At 60.4% G+C, this 13789-nt stretch carries 12 protein-coding genes; 10 read left to right on the top strand and 2 right to left on the bottom strand.

Going from position 1 to position 13789, the window contains the following annotated elements:
- Positions 1 to 262 precede the first annotated feature (262 nt).
- The 6 genes from LLH00_05440 to LLH00_05415 all read left to right on the top strand — a co-directional run bounded on the left by LLH00_05440 (position 263) and on the right by LLH00_05415 (position 6204).
- The gene (locus LLH00_05440; GenBank protein MCE5270710.1) at positions 263 to 1354 is read left to right on the top strand and encodes an efflux RND transporter periplasmic adaptor subunit; all 1092 of its coding nucleotides are present in this window, start codon (positions 263 to 265) and stop codon (positions 1352 to 1354) included.
- 80 nt (positions 1355 to 1434) lie between these two features.
- On the top strand, positions 1435 to 2685 hold the full coding sequence (locus LLH00_05435; GenBank protein ID MCE5270709.1) for an ABC transporter permease: 1251 nt from the start codon (positions 1435 to 1437) through the stop codon (positions 2683 to 2685).
- Between the two features lie 3 nt (positions 2686 to 2688).
- Positions 2689 to 3927: an ABC transporter permease gene (locus LLH00_05430; GenBank protein MCE5270708.1), complete on the top strand. Its 1239-nt coding sequence runs from the start codon at positions 2689 to 2691 to the stop codon at positions 3925 to 3927.
- A gap of 9 nt (positions 3928 to 3936) precedes the next feature.
- On the top strand, positions 3937 to 4629 hold the full coding sequence (locus LLH00_05425; protein ID MCE5270707.1) for an ABC transporter ATP-binding protein: 693 nt from the start codon (positions 3937 to 3939) through the stop codon (positions 4627 to 4629).
- A 37-nt stretch (positions 4630 to 4666) separates the two neighbouring features.
- Positions 4667 to 5605, top strand: a complete 939-nt coding sequence (locus LLH00_05420; protein MCE5270706.1) for a DUF4097 domain-containing protein — start codon at positions 4667 to 4669, stop codon at positions 5603 to 5605.
- A gap of 98 nt (positions 5606 to 5703) precedes the next feature.
- The gene (locus LLH00_05415; protein MCE5270705.1) at positions 5704 to 6204 is read left to right on the top strand and encodes a hypothetical protein; all 501 of its coding nucleotides are present in this window, start codon (positions 5704 to 5706) and stop codon (positions 6202 to 6204) included.
- A 1-nt stretch (position 6205) separates the two neighbouring features.
- On the opposite strand, the gene LLH00_05410 is transcribed toward LLH00_05415, so the two are convergent.
- Positions 6206 to 7015 carry a chemotaxis protein CheW gene (locus LLH00_05410; GenBank protein ID MCE5270704.1) on the bottom strand — a complete coding sequence of 270 codons (810 nt, stop codon included), beginning with the start codon at positions 7013 to 7015 and terminating at the stop codon, positions 6206 to 6208.
- Between the two features lie 312 nt (positions 7016 to 7327).
- Here LLH00_05410 and LLH00_05405 point away from each other — a divergent pair, with 312 nt between their 5' ends.
- The gene (locus LLH00_05405) at positions 7328 to 8449 is read left to right on the top strand and encodes a hypothetical protein (protein MCE5270703.1); all 1122 of its coding nucleotides are present in this window, start codon (positions 7328 to 7330) and stop codon (positions 8447 to 8449) included.
- A 60-nt stretch (positions 8450 to 8509) separates the two neighbouring features.
- Positions 8510 to 9382: a carbon-nitrogen hydrolase family protein gene (locus tag LLH00_05400; GenBank protein MCE5270702.1), complete on the top strand. Its 873-nt coding sequence runs from the start codon at positions 8510 to 8512 to the stop codon at positions 9380 to 9382.
- A gap of 45 nt (positions 9383 to 9427) precedes the next feature.
- Here LLH00_05400 and LLH00_05395 read toward each other — a convergent pair whose 3' ends face one another.
- Entirely contained in the window at positions 9428 to 11593 is a 2166-nt protein-coding gene (locus LLH00_05395) for an HD domain-containing protein (GenBank protein MCE5270701.1), read from the bottom strand.
- Positions 11594 to 12080: 487 nt separating this feature from the next.
- Between LLH00_05395 and LLH00_05390 the strand changes: the two genes are divergently transcribed.
- Positions 12081 to 12650: an SPOR domain-containing protein gene (locus tag LLH00_05390; protein MCE5270700.1), complete on the top strand. Its 570-nt coding sequence runs from the start codon at positions 12081 to 12083 to the stop codon at positions 12648 to 12650.
- Positions 12647 to 13789 (top strand): M14 family metallopeptidase (locus LLH00_05385; GenBank protein MCE5270699.1); only part of this gene is annotated, 1143 nt, incomplete at its 3' end. The genes LLH00_05390 and LLH00_05385, both read left to right, overlap by 4 nt.

Raw genomic sequence — 13789 nt, 5'->3', positions numbered from 1 at the left:
CAGCAGAAAAAAATCGACCGCCGGCTTGGCCCGACTCTCACTCGCCACCTCACCTCTTTGAGCCATAAACATAATCCAAAAACCGCTCCAAGTCAATATCCGGCCCGCCGAAGCCGTCCCGGTGCAGGCCTTGAAATCGATTTCTGCGAGAGAACCAAAAAAAATGAAAACTTTCCGGGCATTGGCTGGTCTAAGAAGTAGAAAAGCTCGAAACCAAATTTCCCCGCAGGATAAATCTCAAGTCAAAAAAGAGGTCATGCAGATGAAAAAGCTTATCTGGACTTTGGTTATCCTCCTCGTTCTGGGTGGCTCATTTTTCTTCGTCAAAAAGCTCCGCTCCAACGATGACAAAAGCAAGTTCACCACCGTGGCGGTCGAGAAAGGGGCAATCGTGGAGAAGGCCCTGGCTATCGGCAGCATCGGGCCCAAGCACGAGATCGTGGTCAAAAGCCAGGTCTCTGGAATCGTGGAGACAGTGAACAAGGAAGTGGGCGAGGTGGTGAACCAGGGCGAGCCGCTCATTACGGTCAAGCCCGAGCCGACCCCGGTGGAGCTGGCCAACGGACGGCGCGAGCTGGAGCTGACCACCCTGGACCGCGAGAACGCCAGCCGCGAGCTGAACCGTGCCACCGAGCTGCTGAACAAGTCGCTGCTGTCGCAGCAGGAGTTCGACCAGAAAAAGAAAGCCTTCGAGGAGGCCAAGCTGCGCGAGGCCCAGCGCCGCGAGCAGCTCGAGCTGATGGAAAAGGGCAGCTCGAAGATCGGCAACGTCAAGGTGGAGAGCATCATCCGCAGCCCGGTCACCGGCACGATCCTGGAGCGCCTGGTCAACCTGGGCGACCCGGTGGTGCCGCTCACCACTTACCAGCCCGGCACCGAGCTGATGAAGCTGGCCGACATGGAGGACCTGATTTTCATGGGCACGGTGGATGAGATCGACGTAGGCAAGCTGACTGAGGGCATGGAGGCGAAAATCTACATCGGAGCGCTGCCCAAGGACACCCTGACCGGGGAGCTCTATTTTATCAGTCCCAAGAGCCGGACCAAGGACAATGCCAACGTTTTCGACCTCAAAATCAAGATCACCGACCGGGGTGACTGCGTGCTGCGGGCGGGCTATTCGGCCAACGCGGATGTGATCGTGCGCCAGAAGGACGACGTGGCCACCCTGCCCGAGCGGCTGATCAAGTTCCGCAACGACTCGGCGTTCGTGAAAGTGGTTGCGACAGGCACGGACACGACCATGGAGAAATTCGTGAAAGTCGGCTTGAGCGACGGCCTCAAGACCGAAATCGTCGAGGGTCTGGTGGTGGGAGACTCGGTGGTCGAGGAAGCGACCAAAGAAATTGAGTAAGATGCTTCGAAAGCGGACTGAACGCACGGGCGGAGATATTTCAAAGCTGACATAAACCCTCTTGGGATCAGGCAACTAAAATGTTTTCCTACTACCTGAGACTGATCGGACAGTTCTACCAGGACATGCGGCACCAGAAACTGCGCACGTTCCTGACCGTTTTTGGCATCACCTGGGGCACGATCGCGGTGATTTTGCTGCTGGCGTTCGGCGTGGGGATTGAGGCCTACTCGAACCGGGCCATGCACGGACTGGGCACCAATATCGTGATCGCCGGCGGAAGCGCCACCACCAAGAGCTACAAGGGCCTGAACAAGGGGCGCAATATCAGAATCCGCCAGGAGGACGCCCGTTACCTGTTGCAGAATATCCCGCAGATGGAGGCGATCAGCCCGGAGGCGGAGCGCTGGGGTGTGCGGGCCAACTACGGCCGCGAGGCGCGCCAGATTCACGTGCGCGCTGTCTACCCCGAGTACGGCGACCTGCGCAACGTGTTCCCCGAGGCGGGCGGACGCTTTATCAACCAGTTGGACTACGATTTCAGGCGCCGGGTGATATTCCTGGGCGATGAGCTGCGGGACCAGCTTTTCGGCAAAGGCTCCAACCCGGTCGGAAAGACCGTGATGCTCAACGGTTCGACGTTCACAGTAGTCGGAGTGATGAAACACAAGATTCAGAACAACATGTACTCCGGGCCGGACGCGGACAGCGGGTTCATCCCCTATTCCACCTATGCCGCGATGTACGACGCTCTTCAGTGCGACCAACTGCTGTTCCGGGCCAAGAACCCGGCCTGGACCGACCACATGATCGACGAGGTCTACCGCCTGATGGCCCGCAAGTACTCGTTCGACCCCACGGACCGTCATGCCCTCTGGGTCTGGAACACGGCCGAGGGTGACAAATTTGTCTACTACTTCTTCCTCGGGTTCAAGATTTTCCTGGGCGCGGGCGGGTTCCTCACCCTGCTGGTGGGCGGGATCGGCGTGGCCAACATCATGTACATCGTGGTGCGCGAGCGGCGGCGCGAGATCGGGGTCAAGATGGCCCTGGGCGCCTCGCCCCGGATGATCCTGATGCAGTTCATGATCGAGACTTTCCTGATCGTGGGCCTGGGCGGAGCGATGGGTTTCGGGTTCTCCTGGGGCGTGGTGCGCCTTTTCACCACCCCGGTGCTGGCTTTCACCAACAAGTATATCGGCATCCCCACAATCGATCCCGTGGTGGCGGCCATTACCATAACCGTGATCGGATTGATCGGCTTTGCCTCCGGGTTCGCACCAGCCCGCCGGGCGGCCCGGATGAACCCGGTCCAGGCCTTGGAGTTCTGAGACATGCATATCCTGCTGCAGTTCTGGCACGAGCTGAAACAAGAGAAGATGCGCATGTTCCTGACGATCATGGCGATCTGCTGGGGCAGCGCCAACGTGGTGCTGATGCTTTCGGTGGGCGAGGGCCTCTACCGCGGGTTTGGCGATGGCATGCGCGGCATGGGCAAGAATATCGTGATAGTCTGGGGCGGCCAGACCTCCAAGCCCTACGCCGGGTTCCCGGTCGGTCGCTCCATTCCTCTGCGCTTGGAGGATGTGGAGCTGGTCAAAAAACAGATGCCCGAGATCGTCGCGATCAGCCCGGAGTACCGCTCCGGCTCCTCGATGAAATACAAGGATAAAGTCCTGAGCGTGGATGTACACGGCGTGCTGCCCTGCTGGGGCCCGATGCGCAACATGGTCCCCGAGCCGGGCGGACGGTTCCTCAACGACCTGGACGAGAGCCGGAAACGCCGCATGGTCTTTATCGGCAACAAGCTGCGCGATGACATGTTCGGAGAGGGAGTCAACCCGGTTGGCCGGATCATAATGATAAACGACATCCCGTTTACTGTAATCGGCGTGATGACCAAGAAAATCCAGACCAGCAGCTATTCGGGCCGCGACCAGAACAAAGCGGTGATCCCAGCCTCGACCCACCGCATGACTTTCAACCAGAGATGGATCAGCAACTTAATATACAGACCCGCCGATCCCAGCCGGACAAAAGCGGTGCAAAAGAGCTTCCGCAGCCTGATGGCTGGCAATTACCGCTGCGACCCCACGGATGAACAGTGCTACCAGATGTGGGACACTATCGAGATGGGCGACGTGGTGGGTAAGGTGATGCGCGGGATCGAGATATTTGTCGGCCTGATCGGATGCCTGACATTGCTGATAGCCGGGATCGGCGTGGCCAATATCATGTACGTGGTGATCAAGGAGCGCACGCGCGAAATCGGGATCAAGATCGCCGTGGGGGCCAAGCCGCGCTATATTATCGCCCAGATCGTGGGTGAGAGCCTGATCACCATGATTATCGGCGGCGCGCTCGGCGTGGGCCTGGCAATTGGTGGCGTGCACCTGATCCACCTGATTCCGATCAAGGAAGAGGAACTTCAGTTCCTGAACCAGCCGGTGTTCAGCCCCCTGCTGGCGCTGATCTGCTCGATCATTATAGGTTTCATCGGACTGATGTCCGGGTTGTTCCCGGCGCGCCGGGCCTCGCGGATCGATCCGGTGGATGCCCTTAGATACGAATAGGAGGCTTTGATGATAGTGCTGAAAGACATTACGAAGGTGTATGACATGGGTTCGGTCAAAGTCAACGCCCTGGCTGGTGTGAGTCTGGAGATCGACTCGGGCGAGCTGGTGGCGATCCTGGGGCCCTCCGGCTCGGGCAAGAGCACGCTGATGAACCTGGTGGGCTGCCTGGACACCCCCAGCCAGGGTGAATACCTTCTGGACGGCGACCCGGTGCAGAAAAAGAGCCGCAACGAGCTGGCCGAAATTCGCAACCGCAAGATCGGGTTCATTTTCCAGAATTTCAACCTTCTGGGCTACGCCACGGCCCAGGAGAACGTGGAACTGCCTCTGATCTACGGCCGGATGAAGAGTTCCGAGCGCCGCAGCCGCGCCGCGGCCATGCTCGATCTGGTCGGCCTGGGCGACCGGGCGACCCATCGCCCCAACGAGCTGTCGGGCGGACAGCGCCAGCGCGTGGCCATTGCCCGGGCCCTGGCCAACGACCCCGAGATAATCCTGGCCGATGAGCCCACGGGAAACCTCGACTCGGCCTCCGGGGCCGAGATCGTGAGCCTGTTCGCCAAGCTGAACGAACAGGGCAAGACTCTCATCATCGTGACCCACGACCAGAAAGTGGCCGCGCATTGCAAGCGGGTGATCCGTATCCTGGACGGCAAGGTGGAGAGTGATGTCCTCAACGGAAATGGTTCCCACAATTGACCCCCGGTCTGTCGGGATAAAAGGATCAGGAGGTTGTATGCACAACGCAGAGCGATTCCCGTGGAAATGGGTTATCCTGTCGGCGGTCGCGGTGCTTCTGGCAGTTCCGTTCCGGGCCTGGCCGGCGGAGCAGGATGAGCTGAGGCGCGAGAGCGTGCAGGAGTATCCGCTGAGCGCGGAGGGCGGACGGATCAGCCTGGAGAACGAGATCGGACAGGTGAGGGTGCGCACCTGGGAGGAGAGCCGGGTGCGGGTCAAGGCCGTGAAAATACTGGATCTCAGCCAGCTCAAGGGTTTCGAGGACCCGCCGGCCGAGAGCTTCCTCGATCAGGTGTCGATCCAGTGCGAGTCCGATTCGAATTCACTGAAAATCCGCACCGATATCCCGGACCTGGAGCTGAAAGCCCGCACCAGAGGGGTCCTCTCGGCCTGCAAGATGTTCTACGGCCTGTTCAAGGGTGATTGCAACAAGCTCCCGCTGCGGATCGAGTACGAGCTGACCGTGCCCCGTCACTGCGACCTGAGAATCAAATGCGATATCGGTGGGATAGATGTCGAGGCGGTGGAGGGCCGGCTGTCGCTGGAATCGGATATAGGCAGCGTTCAGGTCCGCTCCACGCGCGGGGATTTGTACACACGGCTGTCCATCGGCCAGATCAGCCTCAAGGACATCAACGGGTCGGTGGACGCCAAGTCCGACCTGGGCCAGGTGGAGGCCGAACTGATCCGCCTGGAACGCAGCGACCGGGTCTGCCTCGAATCCGGAATGGGCGAGGTGCGGCTTTCGCTGCCCGAGCATTCCGGTGTGGACCTGCGTGCGGAAAGCGGCATGGGCGAGGTGACACTGGATTTCGGGGACAGTTTCAAGGGTGAGAACGACTGGAACAGCCTGCACGGCAAGCTCAACGCCGGCGGGGCGGAGGTAACCCTTAAAACCGGGATGGGGGCAATAATAATAGCAAAAACCAAGCTCTGAGAATTTTGGCTGAGTGTGGCGCAAGACAGCGACCCTGTCCGCCGCTGAGGATCGTGCGGCTCTGCTCGGATTCAGGCAAAAAAGCAGGAGATTGAGATATGCATAGCGGGAAAAAGCTGGACACGGCAATAGTGATACTGAGCCTGGGTTTCATTTCAATACTTGCAATATCGGCCTACATGGAAAAGGAAATCCGTGTACTGCATTTTTTCCAGTCTTTCATTTATCTGGCAATAATCCTGCTCAGCCTTAAGCACAGCAAGTGGGGCTATGGAATTGCCATATCCATTGCTCTTTTCTGGAACACGTTCAATGTCTTTTCCGGTTTTATAGAATCTGGCTTTCGAGAGTGGGGAAAGCTGGCTCTAAACGGAGAATGTGGTTCCCCCCAGAACCTGGTTGCGGCTCCTGCGGCGTTGGTTCATACCGCACTGATAATCTGTTCGATTGTCGCATACCTGCGTCTGGGAGAAAAGAAGAGGAGCGATATCTGGATTTTTTTAACGAGCGCGATCGCTTCGATCACATATATGATGCTGCTGATAGCCATTTTCTGGACTGATTTTCTTCCACAGATGCGAAGAATCATATTCGGTTAGCTCAGAGGATGAGCTGATCCGGGTCCAGGATCACCACCTGCTCATCCGGCTGCTGGCGGCGGGCAATGGCGCGGACCACCTGTTCGCGGTCGCCGTTGCCCGGGAACATACCGGTGGGCGGGTCCACCAGGCTGCCGAGGCGAAGGTGCTCCACCGAGATCACCTGGTCCGCGGCCACCGCGAACAGGCGCCCGGCCTGACCGTCCAGCACCAGCACAATTTCCGTCAGCTCCTCTTTCAGGTGCTGACGGATTTTTGCGAACAGGCGTATCATCAGCGCCAGGTCGGTGTCTCGGGTTTTGCGGATCACCGCCTCGGCCGCCTCGTAATCGCTCAGGCCGACATGCCGGGTGACTTTGTCGGCGATGGCGTGGATGGCTTTGTGCGGCTCATCGAACTTTTTCAGGTGGAAAGCGATCTCCTGGTTCTCGGTCCGGTAGCGGTCGTACCATTTGCCGAAACCGCATTTGTGCGGGTCGGTGGTCAGCTTGAAAGGCCTTTTTTCCTGCACTGAGCTTTCGAGTTCTTTCAGCCAGTTGACATGGTCCTGCTCCCGCTGCACGAGCAGCTTGATCAGCTCATCGGCCTCCGTGCGCAGGGAGCGCAGGCCCAGACGGCAGCGCAGGTCGAGCAGCGGCACCACCTTGCCCCGGAAATTGATCGTGCCGCGCATGTGCTCCGGCAACTGGGGCACCGCGGTCACTGGGGGCATGGTCAGGATCGACTGGACTTTGCTCACCGGGAATGCGTAAACTGTTCCATCCAGATAGATCAGGATGAAGGGGACTTTATCATCGGTCTGCACGCTCATCGAAGCCTTCCCTTTGCATCGCTGTGAATTGACGGCAGCCGCGCCGGAGCCGTTCGCTTCCACCTTGGCTCCGAACGAACCGCAAGTCCCTCTCCAACCCGCTCCCGCAGGACCCGAAAATAAAACATTCCAATCGTTTTATGACATTACATTATGCAGCGCTAAAAATCAACAACCGCGAAACCGGGACGAAAAACATTACGTTGTGCGGCAGTGACGGGTGCAGGCTGATTTTTCTTGTGTCTGCACGCGGATTCAAAAAAATTAATGTCGAACACGCCTGCTCTTTCACAAATTTCAAAGGGATCGAGGATGACACCTAAAGACAGAATTTTACGGGTTCTGGCCGGCGAAACTCCGGACCGGGCGGTTTTCGCCCCCAACATCTGGCAGTGGTTCGAGTACCACAGGCGGCATGGTCTGCCAGCCGAGCTGTCGGGCTGCACGAGCCAGCTCGATGTGATGCGCGTTCTGGGTGTGGACATTTTCAGCCGCAACCTTCTGACCGATATAACCGAGCGCCTGTTCGGCGGGCACGTGCACGAGCGTTTCCCCGGCCTGGAGGTGGAGGTGACGGTCGAGGGCGACCTGACCCGCAAGGTCTACCACACCGCCGCCGGCGACCTGTCAGAGGTGCTCTGGTTCGACCGCGAGGGCGTGACCCTGGTGCAGAAAGAGTACCTGTTCAAGGATTTCGAGCGGGAATACCCGGCCTGGAAAGCCTGGTCCGAGGCGCGCGAGCTGGTGTTCGACCCGGCCTCGTTCCACGCTCTCCAAAGTCAGGTGGGAGAGGACGGCCTGGTGATAGCGGGCGAGATCACCAACCCGCTCAAGCAGCTCCATATCCTGGCGCGCCAGGACAACGCGATTTTCCTGCTATTCGACCACGAGAAGCAGATGCAGGAGCTGATGGACATCTACGCCCAAAAGGCCCTGGCCCTGATCGGCAGGATGCTCGAGGCCGGAGTGCGTGTGGTGATGTGCATGGACAACCTGGACAGCTTTTTCTACCCGCCCGAGCATTTAGAGCGCTACTGCGCGTCGTTTTTCCGGCGCGCCTCCGAGCTCTGCCACTCGCGCGGGGCCTGGCTGTTCAGCCACGCCTGCGGCCGTCAGCGCCAGATCATCGAGCATGTCGTGGGCAGCGGGCTGGATGGTCTGGAGGGGATCGCGTTCCCGCCCCTGGGCGATATCGAGCTCTGGGAGGCCAAGGCCGCCGGGAAATCGTTCATCGTGGAGGGCGGGCTTTCGGCAACGCAGCTCGAGGGCGAGGTGACCCAGGCCCAGGCCGACACCCACGTGCGCGAGCTGTTCGAGCGGATGCGCCCGTTCGACCGCTTCATTTTCTCGATGAGCTGCAACACCTCGATCGCGACGAAATGGGACACACTGAAAAGGTACCGTGACGCCTGGATTAAGTACGGATCATCCTGATACGGCAGCGTCTCGCTGTCCTGAACCATGGAACCGCCTTTTCCCCGATGGAGACGATTCATGACTGAGAAGAAACTCGGACCCTTGCAGGTCTCATGCGTGCAGATGCACTGGGCCCGTCCCCTGGAGCGCAACCTGGAACTCACCCGCAAGTACATCGCGCAGGCGGCGGCAGAGGGCAGCCGGGTGGTGCTGTTCCCCGAAGCCAGCCTGACCGGCTACTATTTCCCCTACGCGGTGAAACTGTCGCGCCAGGCCGCGCTCGATGCGCTGGCTGAGGCGGCGCGCGCCGCGGCCGAGTACAGTGTCTGGGCGATAGTGGGGAGCATCCGCGCCTGGAAAGGCAAGTTCCTGAACCTGGCCCACGTGATCGACCCGGCGGGCAGTGTGACCTACGAGTATGCCAAGGTCCAGTTGGCCGGAGAGGATGAGCGCCGCTGGTGCATACCGGGCGACAAGGTGGCCTACTTTCAGATCGACGGGGTGGACTGCGCGCTCTCGATCTGCCGCGACGGCCGTCACCCCGAGCTGTTCCAGATCCCGGCCATGCTGGGGGCGAGGATCTTTTTCCAGCCCTCCTGCTCCAGCGAGAGCCTGGAGGCGGTCACCTGGAAACGGGTCTCCGGGCGGGCGCAGCAGGCGGCCGGCCCCAAGGCTTATATCCACCACCTGGCGGCCAACACGGTGGGGCAGTCGCCGGACGGGGCCGAAAGTTCCAGCGGCCAGTCGTTCATCCGGGACGCCACCGGACTGCCCCTGGCAGAGGCCGGTTTCTACGAGGAGTGTCTTCTCACCGCAGTGCTCGACCTGGACAAGGCCAGCGGTTTCTACGCCCGGCAATCGGCGCAGCACCCCGAATTCCTGCGTCCCCACTGGGAAAGCATGAAAAAGGCGGTCCTGGAGCGGGCCGGACGGTCTCCGGAAGCGGAATGAGACTCGGCGTGGCTGCGGTCGGCAAGTGAAAGAGAAGGGCGGGGCCTATTCGGCTTTGGAACCGAGCTTGTGAGTGACCTTGTTGATCAGGAGCAGGTTGCTCTCGGGCTGCAGGATAGGTTCCGAGTCGCTTTTGGCACTGCGGAAATGCTTGTCCAGGGCCCCGCTCTCCAGCAGGTAGAGGAACAGCTCCACCACGCGCGGGTCGAACTGGGTGCCGGAATTGCGCTTGAGTTCCTGGATCGCCTGTTCCAGGTTCATGCCCTTGCGGTAGGGACGGTCGCTGGTCATGGCGTCGAAACTGTCCGCCACTGCCACCAGCCGTCCGGCCAGGGGGATATCCTCTCCGGTGAGTTTGTCGGGGTACCCGCGCCCGTCGTACCGCTCGTGATGGTGCCGGATAAAATCGCTCGCCGGTTCGAGCTGCGGGATATCCTTGATTATCCTCACCCCGATCAGAACATGCTGGCGCATCTTGTCGAATTCCTCATCGGTCAGGCGGTCCGGCTTGCTCAGGATCGAATCCGGGATGCCGATTTTACCGATGTCGTGCAGCAGCGTGCCGATATAGGCCTGTTCGAGGGCCTGGCTGTCCCAGCCCAGTTGATGGGCCAGTTCCTGCACGTAGGCCGAAACCCTGTCTGTGTGGCCGGCGGTGTAGATATCGCGCGCTTCGATTGCGTTGGCCAGGGATTTTACGCTGTGCTGGAAAAGCCCCTTGATGCTGCGCACCAGCGATGAGTTCATGATCGCGGTGATCGCTGTGCCGGCCAGGGCGCGGATAAGGAAACGGTCGGTGGAGCTGAACCCGCCCTCCCGCTTGTTGAAACCGGCCAGGAAACCTAACACCTGGTTGTCCTGGGTCAGCGGGACGGCCAGGATGTTGGACATCTCCACGTGGTAGGGCCGCATGGGCCGGACCAGTTCCTCCGGAGGTGAGTTGTCCAGGTAGGAATCACCCAGCGCCGTGGGGTCCTTGAAGAACGGCAGGTTGTTGATCGGGCACGACCCGTCCATCTCGAGGAAGAACTGGCAGATCTCGTTGTTGGTGTAGAAATTGTAATGCTGTTCCGGATTTTCCCGGAAAGCGATCAGGCAGAATTCGCAGCCCAGCAGGTGGTGGGCGCCCTCGACCAGCTCGCGCAGGATCACCCGGATGTCTATCGCGGCGTGTATACGCCGCCCGAGGCTTTGGAGCTGGTCCACGATGACCACGTGGTTCTGCAGGTCCTGGTAGGTCAGGTTCAGGTCCTCGTAGGCCTGGCTCAGGTCCAGCTTGGCGTTGTCGAGCTGCTGACGGGACTGGATGTTGCCCAGGGCCATGGCTCCGATATCGGCCAGAAGGTTCAGGTTGTTGATCCCGGCCTTGCCAAAAGCACCGCTCACGCTGTTGGCCACGGCCAACACGGCCACGGCCCGGCCGTTCTCGATCAGCGGGACCGCGGCGAAGGATTGCATCTGGGGCGCTCCCGGGACAAAATCCGAGAGCTGGGCCAGGCGATAAGGTTCCTGCAGGAAAGTGGAACGGTTGGCAATGATGTGATTGAAGGGCAGCGTGCTGTTTTCGATCAATCCCTTGGCCAGGCAGAGAAGGCTGTCTTTCTGCCCGCTTTCCGACAGGAAGAGGCTTCCCAGGGCGGGAGATAGCATCATGCCTGTCTCGGCATGGCAGAGCGCGCGCGCGTGCCGGGCGAGGCAACGGAACATTTCCTGGTTGTCGCCGGATTTATCCTGATGCCGGCGGATGTCTTTGAGGATACGGTGCAACTCGACCTGACCGCTCGCCTCCGGCGTCCCGGTGGATGCGTTGGACGGTTCGGCGACGGCCTTGACCGGGAGTTCGTCGTCCAGTCCGGCCAGCAGGGACTCCAGCTGTTTCAGGTCAAAGGGACTTTCCAGGCGCCCGTGCACCATGCGGCTCGATTCGATCTCTCGCTCAAGGGCGGGATCGGCCTGGCTCGAGTGCAGCACTATCACCCGGCCCAGAAGCACATCCCGGCGCAGGCCGTGGGTGGGCAGGCTGCCCAGCAGCTCACTGAAAAGAGAGTCCGAGCACAGAAGGACAGGCTGGCGGCCATCGGTGCGGATAAGGGAATAGAAAGCGTAGGTAAAGGCTTTTACATGCAAGAAAAGCCGCAGACCGCTCCGGTCTGGGAGGTTGGTTTGCAGCCACGATTCATCCTGGCTGTTTACAAGTCCGATCAGCAACATTCTCTAAATGCTCCTGTCCCGGTTTGTCCTCGCTCTCGGCTCATCCTCAACGCTGCGCATCGCCCGGCCGGACCTGCCAACATCGGCTCCGTACTGTTGACCCTGACCCCATATCTTTAAACTGAAGACAAACGGAATCTTCGTTATCAACAAAAATCTATTTACACTGAAAGCATATTGTGTTCCAGATTGCACGGCACAGTTAATCGTTTAGAAATAAAGCTGTTGGATTTCGCACCGCTCGAAACGCACTTCCTGTAGTACCCGAAATCGCCCATAGTGTTTCGAATCGCACATCCAAAAAGCCGGAATAAACAGGGTTACGTGATTTGGATGCAGGGAAAGGCTGTCCTTTCCTGTCCGGCGCTGCGCCGGAACAGTCCTTCGGCTTGACAGTCGACGTTCATGGTTATAATATCGATCAGCCGGCTCACGGACTTAACCCGAACATCTTGAGAACGTTCCGTTTTCTCCCGACGAGAGTGAAATGTATCACTGGATAAGCGGCAAAACAAGTTTCGCGAACCGGAATGCAATAATATTACTGCTGCTGGCGCTGCTGGTTTCCGGTGCGGGCTGCAGCCGTCAGCGTGCCGTGCGTCCCTCTCCGGCCGCAGCCGACAGCCGCACCCGGGACGAGCAGGTGTTCAAGACCAACGAGGAAGCGGTCAAGGCCGGTATCTACGAGCCGTTCGAGGACTCCCTGGCCGTGAAAGGCCAGCCGCCCGCTCCGCAGGGTACAGAGGCGCAGCCGGCGCCCGCGGCTGTCGCGGCCGGGGAAAGCCAGCCGCAGGACACTGCGCCATCCGGAGTCACCATGGGCTGGCGTGTGCAAGTGGGGGCGTTCAACGACCAGGAGAGCGCCGAGGACCTGGCCGCGCGGGTGCGCAGCCGTGCCGGCTCCTCGTGCAAAGTCTACGTGCGCTATTACGCCCCGATGTGGAAAGTGCACGCCGGCGACTGCGTGACGCGCCAGGAGGCCGAATCCCTTAAAAACAACCTCCAGAGGCTGGGTTACCAGGATGCCTGGGTGGTCAGCGCGGGAGTGAACCGGTGAGACCGGGCTCTTACATAAAAACATTTGAAGGGCTGCTTGCGGCCCTTTTTCTTTTTCTGGCCGCCGCCCGGCCGGCGGCCGCGCAGGAGCCGTTCCGCTGGAGCCTGCTGCGGGTCTCCCCGGCGGACAGTGCCGCGTTGGTTGCCCTGCATGCGGCCGGGATCGAGGTGCTGTCGGTTGAGGGTGACGCCGCCCGGGTGCTGGCTGGTCCGCGCGAGAGCACCTGGCTGGTGGAACAGGGCTTTTCGGTCCGGGTGGAGGTGGAGGATTACGGCCGCTATCTGGCGAGCCGCCGCCAGGAGAGCGCGCCGACACGCCTGGCCGGGGCAGAGGGCTTTGCAGTGGGCTCCATGGGTGGGTTTTTCAGCCCGGAGGAGATCGCCGCCTTTGTCGACTCGTTGGTCCGTATCGATACACACGGGATCATCTCGCCCCGCTTCGAGTTCGGCCGCAGCAGCGAGGACCGTCCGCTCTGGGCCGTGCGGGTCTCGGCGGACGCCTCCGGGGAGGACCCGGACAAGCCTCAGGTGCTGTACAACTCGCTGATCCACCCCCGCGAGGGCGTGACAGCGATGTGCCTGCTGTATTACTTAGGCTGGCTGGTCGGGAATTACGGGGTGGTGGATTCGGTCACCGCCCTGGTGGACAGCCGCGAGCTGTATTTCATCCCAGTGCTCAACCCGGACGGCTACGAGCGCAACTGGCAGTCCTACACCGGGGGCCACGGGTTCGGGCTGTGGCGCAAGAACGCGCGGGACAACGACGGCAACGGCAAGGTGGAGAGCTGGGAGGGGGTGGACCTGAACCGCAATTTCAGCCTGGGCTGGGGTTACGATGACATCGGCTCCAGCCCGGCGGGCTGGCAGGACAGCTACCGCGGCCCGGAGTCTTTCAGCGAGCCCGAGACCCGGGCTTTCCGTGATTTCGTGAACGCGCACGCTTTCTCCTGCGCCGTGAATTTCCACTCCTACAGCTCGGTGCTGATCAATCCCTGGGGTTACGTGGACGCCCGGACCCCGGACTCGCTGCTCTACGCCCGCCTGGGACGCGAGCTGACCGCCGAGAACCGGTATGTCTATGGCACGGCTGTCGGCACTCTGGGCTACCGGGTCAACGGCGAGCTGACCGACTGGGAGTAC

Source organism: bacterium (assembly GCA_021372515.1).
In the GTDB taxonomy this organism is placed as follows: Bacteria; Gemmatimonadota; Glassbacteria; order GWA2-58-10; family GWA2-58-10; genus JAJFUG01.
This window is presented reverse-complemented; position numbering and strand designations above follow the sequence as displayed.

Excerpts from the sequence above, each read along its gene's own strand:
- LLH00_05440 (MCE5270710.1), top strand. The coding sequence starts at position 263 with ATGAAAAAGCTTATCTGGACTTTGGTTATCCTCCTCGTTCTGGGTGGC.
- LLH00_05435 (MCE5270709.1), top strand. The coding sequence starts at position 1,435 with ATGTTTTCCTACTACCTGAGACTGATCGGACAGTTCTACCAGGACATG.
- LLH00_05430 (MCE5270708.1), top strand. The coding sequence starts at position 2,689 with ATGCATATCCTGCTGCAGTTCTGGCACGAGCTGAAACAAGAGAAGATG.
- LLH00_05425 (MCE5270707.1), top strand. The coding sequence starts at position 3,937 with ATGATAGTGCTGAAAGACATTACGAAGGTGTATGACATGGGTTCGGTC.
- LLH00_05420 (MCE5270706.1), top strand. The coding sequence starts at position 4,667 with ATGCACAACGCAGAGCGATTCCCGTGGAAATGGGTTATCCTGTCGGCG.
- LLH00_05415 (MCE5270705.1), top strand. The coding sequence starts at position 5,704 with ATGCATAGCGGGAAAAAGCTGGACACGGCAATAGTGATACTGAGCCTG.
- LLH00_05410 (MCE5270704.1), bottom strand. The coding sequence starts at position 7,015 with ATGAGCGTGCAGACCGATGATAAAGTCCCCTTCATCCTGATCTATCTG.
- LLH00_05405 (MCE5270703.1), top strand. The coding sequence starts at position 7,328 with ATGACACCTAAAGACAGAATTTTACGGGTTCTGGCCGGCGAAACTCCG.
- LLH00_05400 (MCE5270702.1), top strand. The coding sequence starts at position 8,510 with ATGACTGAGAAGAAACTCGGACCCTTGCAGGTCTCATGCGTGCAGATG.
- LLH00_05395 (MCE5270701.1), bottom strand. The coding sequence starts at position 11,593 with ATGTTGCTGATCGGACTTGTAAACAGCCAGGATGAATCGTGGCTGCAA.
- LLH00_05390 (MCE5270700.1), top strand. The coding sequence starts at position 12,081 with ATGTATCACTGGATAAGCGGCAAAACAAGTTTCGCGAACCGGAATGCA.